The organism is Corynebacterium sp. TAE3-ERU30 (assembly GCF_019209925.1).
Lineage (GTDB): Bacteria > Actinomycetota > Actinomycetes > Mycobacteriales > Mycobacteriaceae > Corynebacterium > Corynebacterium megadyptis.
In genome coordinates this window covers 347,268-368,659 of record NZ_JAHUTO010000001.1, presented here as the reverse complement: position 1 = coordinate 368,659, position 21,392 = coordinate 347,268, and the positions used below count along the sequence as shown (strand labels likewise).

Genomic DNA, 21,392 nt, shown 5'->3' with positions numbered 1-21,392 from the left:
GGAAGAGATCCGGTGCGGAGAAAGGTGATGGTGCGGCAATGACCACCCTGTGGGCTGTCGCGGATCTGCATGCCGCGGTCAAAGCCAATGCAGAGATGATCGCCCGCATCCAGCCCACGAGCCCCAGCGACTGGCTCATCGTTGGCGGGGATGTGGCCGAACGCACCCCCGATATTCTGGCGGTCCTCGAGCAGCTCAAGGAGCGCTTTGAAGAGGTAATCTGGGCGCCGGGCAACCACGAGCTGTTTTGCCGCTCCACCGATGCCGTGGTGGGCCGCGAGAAATACGCCGAGCTGGTGGCCGGCTGCCGCGCCCGCGATATTTTCACCCCCGAGGATCCCTATCCCGTCTTCGCTGGGCGCACCATCGCGCCGCTTTTTACGCTCTACGATTACACCTTCCGCCAGCCGGGGCTCACCGCCGAGGAGGCGGTGCAGCGCGCCCGGGACAATCAGGTGATGCTCACCGACGAGTTCGCCATTGCCCCCTTCGTGGATATCCGCGCGTGGTGCTGGGATCGATTGGCCTACTCGGTTAAAAGACTCAGCCGTGTCACCGGCCCGACCATCTTGATCAACCACTGGCCGCTGGTGATTGAGCCGCTCAACCAGGTGGCCTGGCCGGAGATATCGCTGTGGTGCGGCACGATCCACACCCGCACCTGGCCGGTGCGTTATCGCGCGGAGAAGGTGATTTACGGTCATCTGCACCTGCCGGGGGAAATAGTGGTAGACGGGGTCCCGCATATTGAAACCTCGCTGGGCTATCCGCGCGAGTGGAAAAACCGGCCCGCCAGCGCGCCATGGCCCTATCCGGTGCTGGAGGTGGACGCGGATGCAGTGTAGCCCCGATCTCTTCCCCGCGGCCGCCCAATTTTGTTCCATGCAGGTGGATCGCAGCAGCGCCGATCTAAGCCGATACCACGAGCTCCACCCCCTCGAGCAGGCCTTGGTGGCGCACGCGGTGACGGTGCGGAAAGCAGAGTTCGGCGATGCGCGCTGGTGCGCCCACCAGGCGCTCAAGAAGCTCGGGCGCGACTCCGGGGCACCGATCCTGCGCGGCGAGCGCGGCGTGCCCCTGTGGCCGGCGGCGGTCTCGGGATCTATGACGCATACCGATGGGCTACGCGCTGCAGTGGTGGCGCCGCGGCTGGTGGTGAAGTCCATGGGCCTTGATGCCGAACCCGCGGCCTCTTTGCCGCGGGGAGTGCTCGGCTCCATCGCCCGCCCCAGTGAGCTATCCCAACTCGATGAACTGGAATCCCAAGGCATACCGTGTGCCGACCGCCTGCTCTTTTGCACCAAGGAGGCCACGTATAAGGCGTGGTTTCCGCTCACGCACCGCTGGCTTGACTTCGATCAAGCCGAGATCGATGTGCGCAGCGATGGCACCTTCATCTCCTATCTCTTGGCCCGCCCCACACCGGTGCCCTTCATGACGGGCCGCTGGGAGATCCGCGAGGGTTTCATCATCGCCGCCATCGCCGTGGTCTAGCTGCCAACTCGCTGCGCTAGAGGGTCGAGGGACGGGCGACGAATACCGTCGATAAGCGCGAGCCCTTTTCTTTCAGCAGCGCAATCGCTCGACCATCCGGGGCCATTGCCGCGTGCACGCCTTTGAGCCCGCGCGGGGAGAGCCATTTCCCCATGCTCACATCCCGCGCCTCCGCTGCGCTCAGCGGCAGCGGGGGAAAGCTCACGGCCATGGCCTGATCCAGGCTCAAGGACAGCTCAGGCGTATCCTCGAGCTCCTCCAGGGTGCGGGCGTGGTCAAGGGTGAAGGGGCCAACGGTGCTGCGACGCAGCGCCGTGAGGTGACCACCCACGCCCAGCCCGGCCCCGAGATCGCGGGCGAGGGAGCGGATATAGGTACCCGAGGAGCAGTGCACCGAGCAGTGGATATCCACCCAGCTATCCTGGCGCTCAATGGAATGCACCACGAAAGAATAGATAGTGACGCTGCGTTCAGGAATCTCTACCTCGATTCCCTCGCGCACCAGCTCGTGGGCGCGGCGGCCATTGATTTTGATCGCCGAGACGGAGGAGGGGCGCTGCATAATCTCCCCGCGAAGCTGCGCGATACCGTCGTGAATCTGCTCATCGCTGATCGCGGAGGCATCGTGCTGGCTGAGAATATCGCCCTCGGCGTCATCGGTCGTGGTCGATGCCCCCAAGCGGATGGTGGCGTCATAGGTTTTGGTATCCGCCACCAGATGCGCGAGGAACTTGGTGCCGCGTTCGATACCGACCACCAATACCCCGGTAGCCATCGGATCTAAGGTGCCGGCATGGCCTACTTTGCGGGTGCCGAAGATCCGCCGCAGTCGGCCCACCACATCGTGTGAGGTCATGGACTGAGGCTTGTCCACCACCACCAGTCCCGAGGTGGCGAGGGGGTCTGCTGCGGCGGCCAGCTGAGCGGGGGAGGGGATCTTCTCTTGGGGGAAAGACATGCGTATTAGCCTATGCCGTACCCTATACACTTGTGAATATTTGGCATGGTCTGGATAACGTCCCCGCACAGCTCGACGCCTCCGTGGTCACCATCGGAGTTTTTGATGGCATTCACAGCGGACATCAAACCCTGCTCCGCCGCGCCGCCGCTCTTGCTGGGGAGAACGGCGTGCCCTCTGTGCTCGTGACCTTTGATCCGCATCCGCTGGCCGTGGTGCGCCCAGATAAGATGCCGCCGTTGCTCGGCACTGTGTATGACCGTGCCGAGATCGCAGCCGCGCTGAATATCGACCATCTGCTGGCGCTGCGTTTCGACGCCTCCCTCGCGCATCTCTCGCCCGAGGAGTTTTTCACCACCGTGCTCGTCGAGAAGCTCGGCGCGAAGGCCGTGGTGGTGGGGGAGAACTTCACCTTCGGCCATAAGGCTGCCGGCACCACCGACACGCTGCGCGAGCTCGGGGAGAAATACGGCGTCGAGGTAGCGGTGTTGCCGCTGTTGAATGAAGCGGGTCTGCCGATCTCCTCCACCCGTATCCGCGGGATGCTCGAGCGCGGCGAGATCCGCGAGGCCAACGCCGCACTGACCCGCCCCTTCGCGGTGCAGGGCGAGGTCGTGCGCGGTGCCGGCCGCGGCGGCAGGGAACTGGGATTTCCCACCGCGAACCTCTACTTCCCGCCCAGCCAGGCCCTGCCCGGCGATGGCGTCTATGCCGGGTATTTCACCGTGCTGGACTCCACTCCCAACCCCGGCGATATGCGCTGCGGGGTGCGCTATCCCGCGGCGATCTCGGTGGGAAATAACCCCACCTTCGAGGATCCGCGCCGTAGCGTAGAAACCTTCGTGCTCGACCGCGAGGCGGATCTCTATGGCCATCAGGTGCGGGTGGAGTTTGTAGATTTTGTGCGCGGCATGGAGAAGTTCAACGGGATTGAGGACCTGCTCGCTGCGATTCGTTCGGATGTGGCCGCCACCCGCGCAATTGTTTCCGAACCTATCGACTGCTAATATTTCTCGGGTTGGTTGTGACTGTGGTCTGCAACAGTCACGCCCACCGGCCTCCTAGGGGGAGGGCGGTGCCTGTTTTTTACTGCGGACTGAAATATTTTTGGAGGATCCCCTCATGGCATTGGATACCGCAAAGAAGAAAGAAATCCTGAACGAGTACGGTCTGCACGAGACCGATACCGGTTCTCCCGAGGCTCAGGTTGCCCTGCTCACCTACCGCATCCGCAACCTCACCGAGCACCTGAAGAGCCACAAGCACGATCACCACTCCCGTCGTGGTCTGCTGCTGCTCGTTGGTCGTCGTAAGGGCCTGCTGCAGTACCTGCAGCGCACCAACATCGATCGCTACCGTGACCTGATCTCTCGCCTGGGTCTGCGTCGCTAAGCGTCGTGCATCTGAGGCGATTACCGCCTCATCTCACCACCTCTCGTCCTTGTGTGTCGAGAAGGTGGTGTTTTTTATGCGCCATGTGCTGCGGAACTGCTAGACTAAGTCACCGTTATAGACACCCACTCAGGCGGCACCGATGACCGCCTCCATTTTTAGTTATAAGAGGAGTTCGCAAGCACACATGCGCGACGTATTCGTTAATAAAGACACCGACTTCGGAATCATCGAAGCAGTTGCCACCATCGATAATGGCGACTTCGGTTCCCGCGAGATCCGGCTCGAAACAGGACAGCTTGCCCGCCAGGCTGATGGTTCCGTGACCGCATATCTCGATGAAGAGACCATGATGCTGGCCACCTCCACCGCATCCAACCAGCCGCGCGAAGGTTTCGACTTCTTCCCGCTGACCGTGGATGTGGAAGAGCGCATGTACGCTGCAGGTCGCATCCCCGGTTCCTTCTTCCGTCGTGAGGGCCGCCCCTCCACCGAGGCCATCCTGGCCTGCCGTCTCATTGACCGTCCGCTGCGCCCGACCTTCGTCAAGGGCCTGCGCAATGAGGTACAGATCGTGGTCACCGTGTTGTCGGTGAACCCGCAGGATATGTACGACGTGGTGGCTATCAACGCCGCCTCCGCTGCCACCCAGCTCTCCGGTCTGCCGGTCTCCGGCGCCGTGGGCGGCGTGCGCATGGCTCTCGTCGTGGACGAGGACCATCCCAAGGGCCAATGGGTGGCATTCCCCACCCATGAGCAGCACAACTCCGCCGTATTCGAGCTGGTGGTTGCTGGCCGTCGCGTCACCCGCAAGCAGGGACGCAAGAATGTCGACGATGTGGCCGTGATGATGGTGGAAGCCGGCGCCACGGAGAACGTGGTCGAGCGCATCAGCGATGGCGCTCCGGCCCCCACCGAGCAGGTTGTGGCCGAGGGCCTCGAGGCCGCCAAGCCCTTCATTGACGTTCTCTGCCGCGCCCAGGAGGCGCTGGCCAAGGAGACCGCCAAGGAGACCCAGGAGTTCCCGCTCTTCCCGCCGTACTCCGAGGAGATCTTCGAGGCCGTGGAGAAGAAGGCCGCCAAGAAGCTCAACAAGCTGCTCACCATCTCCGGTAAGCAGGAGCGCGACGAGGCCACCAATGAGCACATGGAAGAGATCGAGGAGCAGCTGAGCGAGCGCTTCGAGGATCAGGAGAAGGAGATCCGCGCCGCCTATAACGCGGTGATGAAGCAGATCGTGCGCCAGCGCATCCTGGCCGAGCACTTCCGCATCGATGGCCGCGATGTCACCGACATCCGTGACCTCAGCGTGGAGGTGGATCTCATCCCGCGCGCCCATGGCTCCGCCCTCTTCGAGCGTGGCGAAACCCAGATCCTCGGCGTGACCACCCTGGACATGCTGAAGATGGAGCAGCAGATCGATTCGCTGACTCCCACTACCTCCAAGCGCTATATCCACCACTACAACTTCCCGCCCTATTCCACCGGCGAGACCGGTCGCGTGGGTTCGCCGAAGCGCCGCGAGATCGGCCACGGTGCGCTCGCCGAGCGCGCCCTGATCCCGGTGATCCCCTCCCGCGAGGATTTCCCCTACACCATCCGTCAGGTCTCCGAGGCGCTGGGCTCCAACGGCTCTACCTCCATGGGTTCGGTGTGCGCCTCGACGCTCTCGCTGCTCAACGCTGGTGTGCCCTTGAAGGCACCCGTCGCGGGTATCGCCATGGGCCTGGTCTCCGGCGAGGTCAAGGGTTCCACCGAGTATGTGGCGCTCACCGATATCCTCGGCGCCGAGGATGCCTTCGGCGACATGGACTTCAAGGTGGCCGGCACCGCCGATTTCGTCACCGCGCTGCAGCTCGACACCAAGCTGGATGGTATTCCGTCCTCTGTGCTTGCCGACGCCCTCTCCCAGGCTCGCGACGCGCGTCTGACCATCCTCGACACGATGGCCGATGTGATCGATGAGCCTGATGAGATGAGCGACTACGCACCGCGTATCACCTCGGTGAAGGTGCCGCAGTCCAAGATCGGCGAGATCATCGGGCCCAAGGGCAAGACGATTAACTCGATCACTGAGGACACCGGCGCAGACGTCTCCATCGAGGAAGACGGCACGGTCTTCATCTCCGCCACCTCCGGTGAGGCTGCGGAGCAGGCGATTGAGAAGATCAACGCCATTGCGAACCCGCAGCTACCCAAGGTGGGCGAGCGCTACCTCGGCACCGTGGTCAAGACCACCCCCTTCGGTGCGTTCGTGTCCCTGCTACCGGGCCGTGACGGTCTGGTGCACATCTCGAAGCTCGGTGGCAAGAAGCGCATCGAGAAGGTCGAGGACGAGGTCAATGTCGGCGACAAGCTCCAGGTGGAGATCGCCGATATCGACAATCGCGGCAAGATCTCTTTGATCCCCGTCGAGGAGAGCTAGTCTCTGATCTCCGCGCCCGACGCTCGGGTGCGTAGTACTGCCAGCAACGCCCCGCAGAACGCTCAGTTGTGTTCTGCGGGGCGTTGCCTATGTCTGCCCGCCCAGCCCGCTGCAGGCACAGATGAGGCAACGATAAGACCAGTGTGAGAGAGGATATAACCACGCCCGAGTGGCTGCATTCCCTGATCGTTACCCCAAGCAACCCCACATGAGGGAAGCGGGCACGTTGCGGCTGTGAGCTTAGCCACGAACTAGGCAGGTAGGTCGTCTGATGTTGGGCTTGATGTGCGTAAATGTCTCCCTTATCGCGCAGGTCAGGGCTTATAAGGAGGCCGGAGAGTGGAACATGGGCTCTCAGATGGCGGTGAATTGATGGTGTTCATTTCCGCAAAAGTGGGCGTAGCATGAGTGCAGAAGCACACATACTCACAGGCTGTTGATTATTACCTGTGCCTGTAGGTGTGTGTGGTACCTCATAGCTAGTGGCGCGGTGGAGCGGCAACGCTCCCCGCACAATGCACGGAAAGGGACGCGAACTCATGACCACCCGCGATATCACCCTCACAGCCGGCGATTACACCGCAACGATCACCACGCGAGGTGGGGGAGTGCGCACCCTGAGCTATCGAGGCGCTCCCTTGCTCATCGGGTACGAGGCAGGTGAGGATGCGCCGATGAATGCCGGCAATATTCTGAGCCCCTGGCCCAACCGAGTGGACGGCGGAGTCTTCATTTTCCACGGCACCACCCATGAATTGGAGATCACCGAACCGCAGCGCACTAACGCTATTCACGGTTTCGTGCACTACCAAGAGTGGCAGTGCGTGGACAGCTCCGAGGCGTCCGTCACACTCGAGCTGCACGATGGCCAGCACCAAGGCTGGCCCTGGGCGCTGCACCACAGCGTGACCTGGAGCCTTGATGAGAACACCGGATTGAGCTGTGCGTATCGAGTGCGCAATGCCAGCGATGACACTGCGCCCGTGGCCGTCGGCTTCCACCCGTATATCACCGCCCACGGTGCGCCGCTGGACGAATGCGAACTCACCCTTCCCTGCGGCAGCTATCTGCCCCTGGAAACGACACGCAATCTGCCCGCGGGGCCGATGACGGCGACCACTCACCTCGGCCTGGACGGGGATGTGGCCACGGGGATCGCAATGGACGGGGTGTTCTTCGATCACTGCTTCAGCGTCGACAAGCCCCAGCAGCCCTCTGCCTATGAAGTCATCCTGCGGCATCGCGATAGCGATGCATCGGTGGTGCTGCGTTCGGATATGCGCACCCCGTGGCTGCAGGTCTTTACGGCTGATCCCGCCTATGACTGCGGTTATCCCGGAGTGGGGCGGGCCCTGGCGGTGGAACCGATGTCGGCGCCGGTCAACGCTTTCCGCTCCCACGGGGCGGCGGAGCTAGATCCCGAAGAAAGCCTGAGCATCAACTTCGCCATCGCGGCAGGCTAGAAGCTCTTTAACTGAATATAGACACTCATAACCAAGCAGGCTTTGCGGAAGAATGCTCGCGGAGCCACCAACCAACCCAAGGAGAAAGCAACATGATCGTCGCTGAATCCGCGCTCCGGCTTGATGCCACGTGGGTCGATTACGCGATCGTCGCGTTATATTTCGTCTTCGTTCTCGGAATCGGCTGGGCCGCCCGCTCGCGCGTGTCGAGCTCCATCGACTTCTTCCTCTCGGGCCGTTCGCTGCCTGCGTGGGTGACGGGCCTCGCCTTCATCTCCGCTAACCTGGGCGCCGTCGAGATCGTGGGCATGTCCGCCAACGGTGTGCAGTATGGCTTCCAAACCATGCACTACTTCTGGATCGGCGCTGTGCCGGCCATGGTGTTCCTCGGCATCGTGATGATGCCCTTCTACTACGGCTCCAAGGTGCGTTCGGTGCCCGAGTTCATGCTGCGGCGTTTCGGCCCCGGCGCGCACTTGGTCAACGCCATCTCCTTCGCCGTGGCGCAGCTGCTCATTGCCGGTATTAACCTGCTGCTGCTGGCCAAGGTGGTCAACTCCCTGCTGGGCTGGCCGCTAATCGTCACTCTCGTTATCGCCGCGGTGATTGTGCTCAGCTACATCACCCTCGGTGGTCTCTCGGCCGCTATTTACAATGAGGTGCTGCAGTTCTTCGTGATCATCGCCGCACTGCTGCCGCTGACCCTGATTGGTCTGCACAATATTGGTGGCTGGCAGGGTCTGAAGAACGCTGTGGAGAATGAAAGCCACTTCCACACCTGGCCGGGCACGGAGATCTCCGGTTTTGATAACCCGGTGGTCTCGGTGATCGGTTTGACCTTCGGTCTGGGCTTCGTGCTCTCCTTCGGTTATTGGACCACCAACTTCGTGGAGGTGCAGCGCTCCATGGCCGCTGATTCGCTCTCCTCGGCGCGGAAGACCCCGATCATTGGTGCCTTCCCCAAGATGTTCGTTCCCTTCGTGGTGGTTGTGCCCGGCATGATCGCTGGCGCCACCGTCACCCCGATTATGAATGGCAGCGCCGAGCCGAATGACGCGATGCTCTATCTGATGCGTGATTTGCTGCCCAATGGTTTGCTCGGTGTGGCACTGGCAGGTCTGCTCGCCGCGTTCATGGCCGGTATGGCTGCCAATATCTCTGCCTTCAACACCGTGATGAGCTATGACATCTGGCAGGGCTATGTGGTCAAAGATAAGCAGGATGATTACTACACCAAGGTCGGCCGTATGGCCACCGTGCTGGCTACCCTCATCGCCGTGTTTACCGCGTTGATCGCCGAGAACTTCGGCAACGTGATGGACTACCTGCAGACTCTGTTCGGCTTCTTCAACGCTCCGCTGTTCGCCACCTTCATCCTCGGTATGTTCTGGAAGCGCATGACCCCGACCGCCGGCTGGGTGGGCCTGGTCATGGGTACTCTGTCCGCCATGGCCTACTGGGCCATCGCCACCTTCTCCTCGGTGGAGTCGGGCTTCTTCAACCTGCCGGGCCAGGGCACCGCGTTCGTGGCAGCCTCCATCGCCTTCATCGTGGACATCACCTTCTCCATCGTGGTCTCCATGATGACGAAGCCGAAGCCGGATCATGAGCTGGTTGGCTTCGTGAAGTCCGTGACCCCGAAGGAGAACCTCACCGACGCTGCTGAGGCCAGCCTGCCGTGGTACAACCGCACGGTGCCGCTCGGTATCCTCTGCATGGTTCTCGTGATCGCGCTCAACGTGATCTTCGCCTAGCACTAGATCAAGGAAGGAGTAATAACCATGGCTAAAAAAGATACCCACAAGGCTGGCGCCTTCGATATTCGTAACGTCATCGGCGGGCTTATCGGCCTCTACGCTGTGATCCTCTTGGGTTCCTGGCTGCTCTTGGATCCCGGTGTGGATCCCTCCACCGGCGTGCCCAAGGACGCCACCTATAACCTGTGGACCGGCCTTATGATGGCTGTTGTTGCCATCGTCTTCTTCGCATGGGCGAAGATGCGTCCGATCATCGTCCCCGATGACATCGAGGACATCCAGTAATACCGCACACCGCGAGGGGCGATCGTCCCTCGCGGTACAGTCCGGGGCCACTGGTGTGCTCGGCTGCCCCGGTTGAAGATCCTGCCGCGGCGCGTACAGTGCGGGCCGCGGCAGGGCACACCACACACGCTTTTCTTTTCCATAATTTCATCATCACCCTCTCAGAGCAGGCTCACGGGAGTGGCTGTGAGCGTCGCCGAATTCTCCGTTTAAGGAAGTGAATGTTCAATGGCAATGCCAGACGAGACCGCGAGGAGCGTATCCGACTCCGCGTCCCCCGAGGTGGCTATCACCCGCACCCGTCTCGCTGATGGTCGCGAGCTCATCTACTTTGATGACGAGCCGGACTATGTGTCGGGGAAGGCTACTCGCGAACTGCACGATAGCCGCGAGCTGCCCCCGGCGAGCACGGTCTCGGAGATGCGCCGTGATCCCTTGACCGGCGAATGGGTGGTCTTTGCCGCCCACCGCATGAACCGCACCTTCATGCCGCCGGCCAATGAAAACCCCCTGGCGCCCACCACCCCCGGAGAGATCCCCACTGAGATCCCGGCCAATGACTACAACGTGGTGGTCTTCGAAAACCGCTTCCCCTCGTTATCGCTGCACATCCCCGAGGATGTGGACTTTTCCGGCTATGTCGATGACAACGAGCTCTATCCCCGCGGTGCCGCCCAGGCCCGCTGCGAGGTGGTGTGCTTTACCCCCGAACCCAGCAAGTCCTTCAAGGACCTCGGCTTTACCCGCGCCCGCACCGTGGTGGAAGCATGGGCACACCGCACGAAGGAGCTCTCGGAGATCGAGGGCGTGCGCATCGTCTTCCCCTTCGAAAACCGCGGTAAGGAAATCGGAGTCACGCTGCAGCACCCGCACGGCCAGATCTACTCCTATCCCTATCTGCCGAAGCGTGCCCAAGCGGTACTCACCCAAGCCAAGGCCTATGAGGAGAGCAAGGGTGGCTCGCTTTTCGACGCGATTATCAGCGCCGAGCAGGACAGTGGCCGCCGCGTGCTCATCGACGGTGAGCACTTCATCGCCTTCGTGCCCGCCGCCGCAGAATGGCCGGTGGAGGTCATGGTGATGGCCAAGCGCGCCGAGGCCTATGACTTCGCCTGCCTCAACGATGCGGAAAAGGATGAGCTCACGCGCATCTATCTGCGCCTGTTGGGGGCAGTGGACAACTTCTTTGACGGGGTGGAGAAAACCCCGTACATCGCAGGCTGGAATCAGGCACCGATCGGCGAGGACCGCCGCTATGGCCGCCTGTACCTGCAGCTATTTTCCATGATGCGTTCCCCGAACCGTATGAAGTTCCTGGCCGGCTCCGAATCCGGCATGGGGGCGTGGATCTCGGACACCACCCCTGAACGCATTGCCGATCGTTTCCGAGAGATTCTTGAGGCAGGGGAGAAGTAAATGACACAGAGCGTCCAGTGGATGGACACCCTCGAGGCTCCGCAGGGCATTGAGCGCGCTAAGGAGCATTTCCGTGAGATCTTCGATGCTGATCCGAGCGTGGTCGTAGCTGCGCCGGGTCGCGTCAACCTCATCGGCGAGCACGTCGACTATGCCGGCGGCATCAGCGTGCCCTTCGCGCTGCACAACCGCGCCTATATTGCGGCCGCGGCCCGCCCCGACGATGTGCTGCGCGTAAGCTCCGTTGGCGCCGATCCCGCGGTGGTGGAGTGCCGGATCGATGAGGTTGGCCCGAAGCACCCCGATAACTGGGCCGGCTATGTCATCGGTGCGGTCTGGGCCGCCATCGAGGCGGGCATTCTGCCGGAGCAGGGCATGGATCTGGCCATGGTCTCCGATGTTCCGCTTGGTGCTGGCCTGTCCAGCTCCGCGGCCATCGAATGCTCCGCCATCACCGCCGCCATGGCCCTGGCGGGCATGGAGATGACCCCGCGTCGTCGCCGCCGTCTCGTCGAGTGCGCCATGCGCGCAGAAAATGAGGTCGTTGGTGCCTCTACCGGCGGCATGGACCAGCGCATCTCCCTGCTTGCCCAGGAAGATAATGCCTTGGCCATCGACTTCTTGGACAACTCCGAGCAGCTGGTGCCTTTCGACGTCGGTGCCGCCGGCTACACCCTGGTGGTGTGCAATACCAACGCCCCGCACTCGCTGGCCGATGGCCAATACGCCTCGCGCCGCGCCGTGATCGACGGGGTCACCGCCCACGCCCACGTTGCGACCCTCCGCGAGGTCGAGGATCCCTTCGCCGTCGCCCAGCAGTGGGCAGCACAGAATGTGCCCGAGGGCAGCACGGAGGAAGAATGGCAGGAAGTAGTACACCGCCGGGTGCGGCACGTCATCAGTGAGATCGAGCGCACCTCCGAGGCCGTGCAGATGCTTGTCGACGGCAACCTGCAGGGATTCGGCGAGCACATGTGGGCCTCCCACGCCTCGCTGCGGGACGACTATGAAGTCTCCACCGAGGAGCTCGACCTGGTGGTGGATACCGCCCGCGAGTTCGGCGCGCTTGGCGCCCGCATGACCGGTGGTGGATTCGGTGGCTCGGCCATCGCGCTGATCGATATCCGCACCGCCACCGAGCTGGTCGAGGCCATCAACGAGCGCGCCGCGGAGCGCGGCTACCCGCAGCCGGAGTTCCTGCTCGCCATGCCGGGCTGGGGCGCACGCATCGTGGAGAGCGCGCACGGTAGGTTCTCCCACACATAACAGGGACGCTTGCCTAGACTGGTGGGGTACATTAACCCACCAGTCTTTTAGCTATCTCAAGGAGCAGGGAAGAACATCATGGCAGAATCCACCATTGCAGTTGGCGTCCTCGGAGCGAAGGGCCGCGTGGGCCAGGCGGTTGTAGCGGGCGTGGAGGCCAGCGAGGATCTGCGCCTGGTCGCGGCACTCGATCGGGGCGATAGCCTAGACGAGCTCGTCGAATCGGGAGCCGAGGTAGTGGTGGATTTCACCACCCCGGACGTGGTGATGGACAATCTCGAGTTTATGATCTCCCACAATATTTCCGCGGTGGTGGGAACAACCGGCTTCACCGCCGAGCGCCTCGAGACCGTGCGCGGCTGGCTGGAGAACTCCAGCTCCTCGGTGCTCATTGCCCCGAACTTCGCCATTTCGGCGGTGCTCACCATGCAATTCGCTCGCCAGGCCGCGCGCTTCTTCGAATCGGCCGAGGTGATTGAGATGCATCACCCGAACAAACTGGACGCGCCCTCGGGTACCGCAGTCCACACCGCGGAGGGCATCGCCGAGGCCCGCCGCGAGGCCGGTATGGACAGCCAGCCGGATGCCACCACCCAGTCCCTCGAGGGGGCACGCGGCGCCGATGTTCAGGGAGTGCCGGTGCACGCTGTACGCATGAGCGGCACCGTGGCCCACGAGACCGTGATCTTTGGTACCCAGGGCCAGTCGCTGACCATCAAGCAGGACTCCTATGATCGCACCTCCTTTATTCCCGGTGTGCTCGTGGGCGTACGCAACTATGCCCAGCACCCCGGACTCACTGTGGGACTGGAGCACTACCTCGGGCTCTAAGTGGCGATAGCAGCCAGGGATGCGTCGATAAACGAGAAAAGAAAGAACGGTAGAGGTGGCAACACATAAGGATTTATCGGTGCAGCTGGTGGCCTGCACCTCGTTTCAGGCGCCGAGCGATATCGACTGGAGCACCGATGCAGAAGGAGCCGAGGCGCTCGTGGAGTTCGCCGGGCGTGCCTGCTACGAGAGCTTCGATAAGCCGAATCCACGCACCGCGAGTAATGCGGCCTATATTCGCCACATCATCGATGTGGGGCATACCGCGCTGCTCGAGCACGCCCAGGCCACGATGTATATTCGCGCCATCTCGCGGGCCTGCACCCACGAGCTTGTGCGCCACCGCATGTTCTCCTTTTCGCAGCTCTCGCAGCGTTTCGTGCACCCCGATCAAGCCACGGTGGTGGTGCCGAGCGTGATCGACCGCGACCCCGAACTGCGGCGGCTCTTTGATCGGGCGATGGATGAATCCCGTTTCGCCTATGATGAGCTGCTCGCCGCCTTAGAGGAAAAGCTCGCCGACGAACCGAATGCCCTGCTGCGCAAGAAGCAGGCCCGGCAAGCAGCGCGCGCGGTGCTGCCCAATGCCACCGAATCGCGCATCGTGATGACCGGCAATTTCCGGGCATGGCGACACTTCATCGCCACCCGCGCCACCGAGCACGCCGATGAGGAGATGCGGACCGTGGCCGTGCGCTGCCTCGAATTGCTGAAGGACGCCGCCCCCGTGGTTTTTGGTGATTTCGATATCGCCATCCTCAGCGATGGTTCACCCATGGCGTCGAGCCCCTATGTGGGCGTGTCCTAAAATGGAGACGCTTGGGGCAGGCGATATACTCCCTTTCTCCGCCGCGGAAGCAGACACGATCCCGACACACAGAGAGTAGCTAGATACAGCATGAACACTGGATTTGCCGAGAAAAACGGAACCGATATCTTCGGTACCGTGGGCGTAGCGATGATCACCCCCTTCGATGAGGACAATCGCCTCGACGTGGCTACCGGACGAAAGCTCGCGGCTCATCTGACGTCTCGGGGCGTGGATGCGCTCATCCTGGGCGGGACCACCGGTGAATCGCCCACCACGACGCAGGCAGAAAAAATCACCTTTATTAAAGAAATCCGCGCCGAGGTGGGCGACGATATCGCCATTGTGGCCGGGGCCTCCACCAATAACACGGCCGCCTCGCAGGAGCTGGCGCGCGCCTCTCGGGATGCCGGCGCGGACGCACTTCTGCTGGTCACGCCGTATTATTCGAAGCCCTGCCAAGAGGGTGTGTACCAGCATTTCCGCGCGATCGCCGATAGCACCGACGCGCCGGTGTGTATCTATGACATCCCCGGTCGGTCTGCGATTCCTGTGGAGTCTGATACTATGAGGCGTCTAGCCGAGCACGAGAAGGTTCAGGCTGTCAAGGACGCCAAGGGCGACCTCGTTGGGGCTACCACTCTGATCGCCGAAACCGGTCTGGCATGGTACTCGGGCGATGATCCCCTCAACCTTCCGTGGCTCTCCCTTGGAGCCAGCGGTTTTATCTCCGTGATCGGGCACGTTGCACCGCAACAGCTCCGTGACTTGTACACCGCCTTCGATGAAGGCGATCTTGTACGCGCCCGCGAGATCAACGCAACGCTCGCGCCCCTTGTCGCCGCTCAAGGCCGATTGGGTGGCGTCTCCATGGCTAAGGCAGCATTACAGCTGCAAGGAATTAACGTGGGAGCTCCGCGTCTGCCGCAAATACCCGCGAATGACGACGACATGACCGAGCTCCGAAATAATCTAGAACAAGCTGGAGTCTTATAAATATGAATGAACCCCGTAATCGCTCTCGTAAGGTGACGCGTAAGGCGGGACCGCCCGAGGTCGAATTCCAAGCCCCGGGTGAAGCCAACCCCTCCCAGTCCGACAACTCTGGGTCTTCCCAATCCGATAACTCTGGGTCCTCCCAGTCCGACTCGAAGGGTTCGAAGAAATCGAACTCCCAGGGCGGCAAGCAGTCCACTGGCGGCAAGTCCGGCGGTTCTTCCTCGAAGAAGTCCGCGAGCGGCGATAACCGGGACAATAACAACTCTAACGGCGGGAATGGAGGCAAGAACTCCAAGAACAACGGCTCGAATAAGCGCGGTTCCCGCAATGGTTCCCGCGGCAATAATAACCGTCGCGGCGGTCGCGGAAACGACCGTGGCGGCCGCTCCGTGGTGCACACCATGCAGGGCGCCGATCTCACTCAGCCGTTGCCGGAGCCGCCCAAGCAGCCGAAGGATGGGCTGCGCATCATCGCCCTCGGCGGTATTTCCGAGATCGGTCGCAATATGACCGTCTTCGAATACCACAACCGTCTGCTGCTCATCGACTGCGGCGTGCTCTTCCCCTCCTCGGGAGAGCCGGGCGTGGATCTGATCCTCCCTGACTTTGAGTACCTCGAGTCCCGCCTCGATCGCCTCGATGTCCTCGTGGTCACCCATGGCCACGAAGACCACATCGGCGCGATTCCGTGGCTGCTCAAGCTCAAGCCCGATCTGGAGATCTTGGCGTCTAAGTTCACCGCTGCGCTGATCTCCGCCAAGTGCCAGGAGCACCGCCAGCGTCCGAAGCTGACGATCATCAACGAGGACTCCCACGAAAAGCGCGGCCCCTTCGATCTGCGCTTCTTCGCGGTCAACCACTCCATCCCGGACTGCCTGGGCGTGGCACTGAAGACCGGTGCCGGCCTGGTGCTGCACACCGGCGATATCAAGCTGGATCAAACCCCGACGGATGGTCGTCCCACCGATCTTCCCGCGATCTCTCGCTTCGGCGACGAGGGCGTGGACCTGTTCCTCTGTGATTCCACCAATGCCACCACCCCCGGTGTCTCCGGTTCGGAAGCAGATATTGCGCCGACGCTGAAGCGCCTGGTGACCGAGGCGAAGCAGCGCGTTATCATCGCGTCCTTCGCGTCCAATGTCTATCGCGTGCAGTCTGCCGTGGACGCGGCCGTGGCCGCGGGCCGCAAGGTGGCCTTCAATGGTCGCTCCATGATCCGCAACATGGAGATCGCCGAGAAGCTCGGCTACCTCAAGGCGCCGAAGGGCACCATCGTCTCCATGGACGATGCCTCCCGTATGGCACCGCACAAGGTTGTGCTCATCACCACCGGCACCCAGGGCGAGCCGATGGCTGCGCTGTCGCGCATGGCCCGCCGCGAGCACCGCCAGATCACCGTCCGCGATGGCGATCTCATCATCCTCTCCTCCTCGCTGGTGCCCGGCAATGAGGAAGCAGTCTTCGGCGTGATCAACATGTTGGCCCAGATCGGCGCCACCGTGATCACCGGCCACGACGCCAAGGTGCACACCTCCGGCCACGGCTACTCCGGCGAGCTGCTCTTCCTGTACAACGCCGCCCGTCCGAAGAACGCCATGCCGGTGCACGGCGAGTGGCGCCACCTGCGCGCCAACAAGGAACTGGCCATCTCCACCGGTGTGGAGCGCGACCGCGTCGTGCTCGCCCAAAACGGTGTGGTCGTGGACTTGGACCAGGGCCGCGCCAAGGTTGTGGGCCAGATCCCGGTGGGCAATCTCTACGTCGATGGCGTCACCATGGGTGACGTGGACGCTGAGGTGCTGGCCGATCGTACCTCCCTCGGCGAGGGCGGCCTGATCTCCATCACCGCCGTGATCGACAACCGCTCCGGGCAGCTGCTGGAAACGCCGCGCGTCCAGGCCAAGGGCTTCTCCGAGGAGTCCAAGGACATGATGCGCGAGGTCACCGAGATGGTGGAAAACACCATGACCGATCTCGCTGGCGAAGGCGAAGGCGACCCCTACCGCATGGTGCAGAAGCTACGCCGCACCGTCTCCCGCTTCGTGGAGAAGAAGTGGCGCCGCCAGCCGATGATCGTGCCGACCGTCATCCCCATGCGTTCGAAGGACGATGCGCTTGACGACGACGACATCAAGGCCGCTCGTCCCTCGCTCTAAAAAGTAGCCGCGCTCAGGCGCGAGCACGCGATACGCCCCAGTCCTAGCCAGCTGAAACTGGTTAGGATGGGGCGTATGTCTTTTTCTCAATCAGAACGCCAGAAACTCGCCGCGCTGTTTACAGAGCTCGGCCCCACCGCTCCTACTCTCTGCGCCGGGTGGGACACCCAATACTTAGCCGCGCACCTGCTTGCCCGCGAGACCAATGTGCGCGCCGCCGGCGGCATTGTGATCCCGCAATTAGCAGACGCCCACGACGAGGCCGTGGAACAGCTTTTAGCAGATAAGGGCTATGAGACGATCGTGGAGGAGTGGGCCGCCGGCCCGCCCACCTTACTCAAGCCCTTTGACTCGGTGATGAATACCGCCGAGAACTTCGTACACCACGAGGATGTGCGCCGCGCCCAAGAAGGATGGACCAAGCGGGAACTGAGTCCCGCCGAGGAAAACGAGCTCTACAAGGTGGCCAAAACCTTAGGGCGCACCATGATTTCCTCCAAGGGCTCGGCCGTGGCCTGTGTTCCCACCACCAGTGAGCTCTCACGTTTTGTGGTGGGGGATAAGCGCAAGGTCGCCTCCGCCGAGGATCAGGTAGTGACCGTGATCGGCGATATCGGCGAGATCGTGCTGTGGCTCTTCGGCCGCGAGCCGGTAGATGTGCGCATCCTTGGTGATGAATCCGGTGTGAAGAAGAAAAGCCTCTAGCGCCGGTGCCGCCAGTGGGGTGGTGCGGGTGACGGTTCTTTTCACGGATCGGGCCCCACGCCCGTGTTGCTGCTGTGACTACAGGGGTGCGAGGGGATAGACTGAAACGCATGACTGTCACGAGCCAAACCGGATCTTCCCGGAGGAAGAAGAAGCGCCCCTCTAGCTCCACCTCGCGCCCAGGCCGTAGTTCGAGCACTGGGCGTTCTTCACGCTCGGCCAGTTCTACCCGATCCACCTCTGTGGTCACGACCTCCACCCACCCCGCCTACCGCGCCGCGGAAAGCTCCGGCGAGCGCACCGGCAGTGCCTTGGTGGCCGTGGGGCAGGGGGTATCCGCCATGGCCAGCGCTACCGCGAACGCCACCCGCGGCATGGGCGCGAAGCTGGCCCAGAGCAAGGCTCGTATGGCTGAGCGCTCCCAGCAGCGTAAGGCCGCCAAAGCCGCGAAGGCGGCGGAGCAGGCCGATACCGGCGAAGGAGCGGAGGCGGAGACCACTGTCATGCGGCGGGCTCGTACCCCGCATGAGGCCTACCCGCTCAACGAGACAGACTCCAGCGGCTACGCGGCGAGCCCGCGTAGCTCACGTTCCGCCTATGGCTCCGAGCCCACCGCCTCCGAACCGGATACGGAGGACGCGCCCGAGGCGAAAGACACCGCCGGTGGCCCTGACTTTATTGAGCGTCATTCCGATGGCATTGGCCTCAGCCTGATCGGCGTGGCTGCGGTGATCGCCGCCAGCATGTGGTTTAACGTGGCGGGCCCCGTTGGCCGTGTTATTGCCGGCTCGAGCCAATGGCTTATCGGCGCCGGCGCGCACCTCTTGCCGATCGCACTGATCGCCCTAGCTGTGGTGGTGATGATGGGCACCTTCCCCAAGGCCACCCATCGGCTGCGTGTGCTGGTGGGCACCGCCTTGATCGTGGCGGGCATGCTGGGGCAGATCCATATCTTCTCTGGCCAGCCCACCACTACCGCGGGGCGCGCCGATTCCGGTGGCATTATCGGCACCCTTTTCGGCGGAGTCCTGGCTCTAGGCTTTACTTCCTATGTGGCCGTGCCGATTCTGACGCTCGTCATCATCTACGGCGCCTTGCGCGTCACCGATATCAGCGTGCGGGAATTCGTGGATATCTGCTCCATGTGGATCCGCGAACAGCTGGGCCGCGGCGAGTCGGAGGACTTCGATATCGACGCCGCGACGGAGTCCGAGTTCGATGAGGCCTCCGCTGCGAGCCCCTTGGTGGAGGATTCCTCGCTGTATCGTCCCCGCCGCGAGCGCGAGCGAGACAGCGCGGAGATTCCGCGTCGTGTGCCGGCCAGCCCGCAGCAGCCTGCCCCGCGCCCGAGCGCCAGCCCGCGCCCCCGCTACACTGCCGCCGCCGAGGACACCGAGCAGGCCCCGCAGCCCGAGTATTCCGCGGGCGAGGCGGAGCCGACTGCGGTGCTGCCGCGTGATTACACCCCGAGTGATCCGCACACCACCAGCTCCTTCGCGGCGATCGACACAGACTCTCCGCTGTCGGCAGAAGAGCCCGAGCTGGCAGAGGATGACTATGCGGACGAGGACTACGCAGCAGCCGAGCGCAGCGACGATGCCGTACAGCGCTCCCATGATGCGGTGCGGCGCTCTGCCGCAGCCCGCACCGCCGCGTCTCGCCCGCGTCCAGCGACCCCGCAGCCTGCCGCGCCGACACCTGCTGCCTCGATGCCTGCTGCACCCGAGTCGGACGCGCCCGAGTCGGATGCGGATGAGGCCTCGACGGTGGACCCCGCGGCGATCCCGGCGTCCACACCGCGCAGCGAGCTGAATAAGCGGCAGGAGCCGGCGCGCGAGCCGGCGCCGGTGGCGAATAATGACAGCGACTATGAGCTGCCCTCCACTGATTTGCTGGTGGCAGGTAGCGCGCCGAAGACCCGCTCGGCGGCCAATGACCGCATGATTGAGGCAATCACCGAGGTCTTCAATGAGTTCAAGGTGGACGCCCAAGTGACGGGCTTCTCCCGCGGCCCCACAGTCACCCGCTATGAGGTGGAACTGGGCCCGGGCGTGAAGGTCTCAAAGGTGACCAACCTGCAGTCCAACCTGGCCTACGCGGCGGCCACCGATAACGTGCGTCTGCTCACCCCGATTCCCGGCAAGTCCGCCGTGGGTATCGAGGTGCCCAACTCCGATCGCGAGATGGTGCACCTGGCCGATGTGCTGAGCTGCCCAGAGACCCACGACAATCCCGATCCGATGGTTATCGGCTTGGGCAAGAACATCGAGGGCGATTTTGTCTCCCACTCGGTGCAGAAGATGCCGCACCTGTTGGTGGCGGGTTCTACCGGCTCCGGTAAGTCCGCCTTCGTCAACTCGCTGTTGGTGTCTTTGCTCACCCGCGCCCGGCCGGAGGATGTGCGCCTGATCTTGGTGGATCCGAAGATGGTGGAGCTCACCCCCTACGAGGGGATTCCCCACCTGATCACCCCGATCATCACCCAGCCCAAGAAGGCGGCGGCCGCTCTGCAGTGGCTGGTGGATGAGATGGAGCAGCGCTACCAAGACATGAAGTCGGCACGTGTGCGCCATATCAAGGACTTCAACCGCAAGGTCAAAAGCGGCGAGTACCAGGCGCCGCTGGGTTCGGAGCGGGTGATCGAGCCTTATCCCTACATCGTGTGCGTGGTGGACGAGCTCGCCGATCTGATGATGACCGCGCCGAAGGAGATCGAGGAATGCATCGTGCGCATCACGCAAAAAGCGCGTGCCGCAGGCATTCACTTGGTGCTGGCCACCCAACGCCCCTCGGTGGATGTGGTCACTGGTCTGATCAAGACGAACGTGCCCTCTCGTCTGGCCTTCGCTACCTCCTCGCTCACTGACTCGCGCGTGATCCTTGATCAGGGCGGCGCGGAGAAGCTCATCGGTATGGGCGATGGCCTGTTCATTCCCCAAGGCGCCGGCAAGCCGCAGCGCATCCAGGGCGCCTATGTCACCGACGAGGAAGTCCAGGCAGTGGTGGAGGCCGCCAAGGCCCAGGCCGAACCGGAGTACACCGAGGGCGTCACCGACGATAAGTCGGCGGAAGCCAGCAAGGATATCGACCCGGATATCGGCAACGATCTCGAGGATCTCCTCGAGGCCGTGGAACTGGTGGTCACCGCCCAGGTGGGCTCGACCTCTATGCTGCAACGCAAGCTGCGCATCGGCTTCGCCAAGGCCGGCCGGCTCATGGACCTCATGGAAACCCGCGGCGTGGTCGGCCCCTCCGAGGGGTCGAAGGCCCGCGAGGTCTTGGTCAAGCCGGATGAGCTGGACACCATCCTGTGGATGATCAAGGGCGCCGATCCCGCCGAAGCCCCGAAGGAGGAGGACGGCCCCGAGGTGAAGACCGTGGAGGCGAATCCCACCGGCGGAGTGTTCTAGGACCTCACCCGCACACATGGAGATCAA

The 21,392-nt window shown here is 62.9% G+C and carries 17 protein-coding genes; 16 read left to right on the top strand and 1 reads right to left on the bottom strand.

The features are described 5' to 3' along the window. The first annotated feature begins 38 nt into the window (after nucleotides 1–38). Both KR227_RS01635 and KR227_RS01630 read left to right on the top strand, forming a co-directional pair. On the top strand, nucleotides 39–845 hold the full coding sequence (locus tag KR227_RS01635) for a metallophosphoesterase (protein WP_218363432.1): 807 nt from the start codon (nucleotides 39–41) through the stop codon (nucleotides 843–845). Next, nucleotides 835–1,494 carry a 4'-phosphopantetheinyl transferase gene (locus KR227_RS01630; protein ID WP_218363431.1) on the top strand — a complete coding sequence of 220 codons (660 nt, stop codon included), beginning with the start codon at nucleotides 835–837 and terminating at the stop codon, nucleotides 1,492–1,494. Before KR227_RS01635 ends, KR227_RS01630 begins: the two co-directional genes overlap by 11 nt. Before the next feature lie 16 nt (nucleotides 1,495–1,510). Here KR227_RS01630 and truB read toward each other — a convergent pair whose 3' ends face one another. Further along, complete coding sequence (truB, locus tag KR227_RS01625; RefSeq protein WP_218363430.1) at nucleotides 1,511–2,452, bottom strand: tRNA pseudouridine(55) synthase TruB; 942 nt, start codon at nucleotides 2,450–2,452, stop codon at nucleotides 1,511–1,513. Between the two features lie 32 nt (nucleotides 2,453–2,484). Between truB and KR227_RS01620 the strand changes: the two genes are divergently transcribed. From KR227_RS01620 to KR227_RS01555, 14 genes are all read left to right on the top strand, one after another. Next, nucleotides 2,485–3,459: a bifunctional riboflavin kinase/FAD synthetase gene (locus KR227_RS01620; protein ID WP_218363429.1), complete on the top strand. Its 975-nt coding sequence runs from the start codon at nucleotides 2,485–2,487 to the stop codon at nucleotides 3,457–3,459. A 115-nt stretch (nucleotides 3,460–3,574) separates the two neighbouring features. Further along, nucleotides 3,575–3,844, top strand: coding sequence for a 30S ribosomal protein S15 (gene rpsO / locus KR227_RS01615; protein WP_151528566.1), 270 nt, complete (start codon nucleotides 3,575–3,577; stop codon nucleotides 3,842–3,844). Nucleotides 3,845–4,031: 187 nt separating this feature from the next. After that, nucleotides 4,032–6,269 carry a polyribonucleotide nucleotidyltransferase gene (locus tag KR227_RS01610; RefSeq protein ID WP_218363428.1) on the top strand — a complete coding sequence of 746 codons (2,238 nt, stop codon included), beginning with the start codon at nucleotides 4,032–4,034 and terminating at the stop codon, nucleotides 6,267–6,269. A 539-nt stretch (nucleotides 6,270–6,808) separates the two neighbouring features. Beyond that, nucleotides 6,809–7,732: an aldose epimerase gene (locus tag KR227_RS01605; protein WP_218363427.1), complete on the top strand. Its 924-nt coding sequence runs from the start codon at nucleotides 6,809–6,811 to the stop codon at nucleotides 7,730–7,732. Nucleotides 7,733–7,824: 92 nt separating this feature from the next. After that, nucleotides 7,825–9,486, top strand: coding sequence for a sodium:solute symporter family protein (locus KR227_RS01600; protein WP_218363426.1), 1,662 nt, complete (start codon nucleotides 7,825–7,827; stop codon nucleotides 9,484–9,486). A gap of 27 nt (nucleotides 9,487–9,513) precedes the next feature. After that, complete coding sequence (locus KR227_RS01595) at nucleotides 9,514–9,774, top strand: cell wall anchor protein (RefSeq protein ID WP_151528570.1); 261 nt, start codon at nucleotides 9,514–9,516, stop codon at nucleotides 9,772–9,774. 228 nt (nucleotides 9,775–10,002) lie between these two features. Further along, nucleotides 10,003–11,190 (top strand): galactose-1-phosphate uridylyltransferase, encoded by a 1,188-nt coding sequence (galT, locus tag KR227_RS01590; RefSeq protein WP_255549007.1) that lies wholly within the window; start codon nucleotides 10,003–10,005, stop codon nucleotides 11,188–11,190. Then, complete coding sequence (galK, locus tag KR227_RS01585) at nucleotides 11,191–12,456, top strand: galactokinase (RefSeq protein ID WP_151528572.1); 1,266 nt, start codon at nucleotides 11,191–11,193, stop codon at nucleotides 12,454–12,456. 78 nt (nucleotides 12,457–12,534) lie between these two features. Further along, nucleotides 12,535–13,287 (top strand): 4-hydroxy-tetrahydrodipicolinate reductase, encoded by a 753-nt coding sequence (gene dapB / locus KR227_RS01580; protein ID WP_151640495.1) that lies wholly within the window; start codon nucleotides 12,535–12,537, stop codon nucleotides 13,285–13,287. Nucleotides 13,288–13,342: 55 nt separating this feature from the next. Continuing rightward, nucleotides 13,343–14,095, top strand: a complete 753-nt coding sequence (thyX, locus tag KR227_RS01575) for an FAD-dependent thymidylate synthase (protein ID WP_218363425.1) — start codon at nucleotides 13,343–13,345, stop codon at nucleotides 14,093–14,095. Between the two features lie 90 nt (nucleotides 14,096–14,185). After that, nucleotides 14,186–15,091 carry a 4-hydroxy-tetrahydrodipicolinate synthase gene (gene dapA / locus KR227_RS01570; protein ID WP_151528575.1) on the top strand — a complete coding sequence of 302 codons (906 nt, stop codon included), beginning with the start codon at nucleotides 14,186–14,188 and terminating at the stop codon, nucleotides 15,089–15,091. Nucleotides 15,092–15,093: 2 nt separating this feature from the next. Further along, nucleotides 15,094–17,250, top strand: coding sequence for a ribonuclease J (locus KR227_RS01565; RefSeq protein ID WP_218363424.1), 2,157 nt, complete (start codon nucleotides 15,094–15,096; stop codon nucleotides 17,248–17,250). A gap of 75 nt (nucleotides 17,251–17,325) precedes the next feature. Then, on the top strand, nucleotides 17,326–17,955 hold the full coding sequence (locus KR227_RS01560; RefSeq protein ID WP_218363423.1) for a TIGR03085 family metal-binding protein: 630 nt from the start codon (nucleotides 17,326–17,328) through the stop codon (nucleotides 17,953–17,955). Between the two features lie 110 nt (nucleotides 17,956–18,065). Then, on the top strand, nucleotides 18,066–21,365 hold the full coding sequence (locus KR227_RS01555; protein ID WP_255549006.1) for a DNA translocase FtsK 4TM domain-containing protein: 3,300 nt from the start codon (nucleotides 18,066–18,068) through the stop codon (nucleotides 21,363–21,365). The last annotated feature ends 27 nt before the right edge of the window (nucleotides 21,366–21,392 follow it).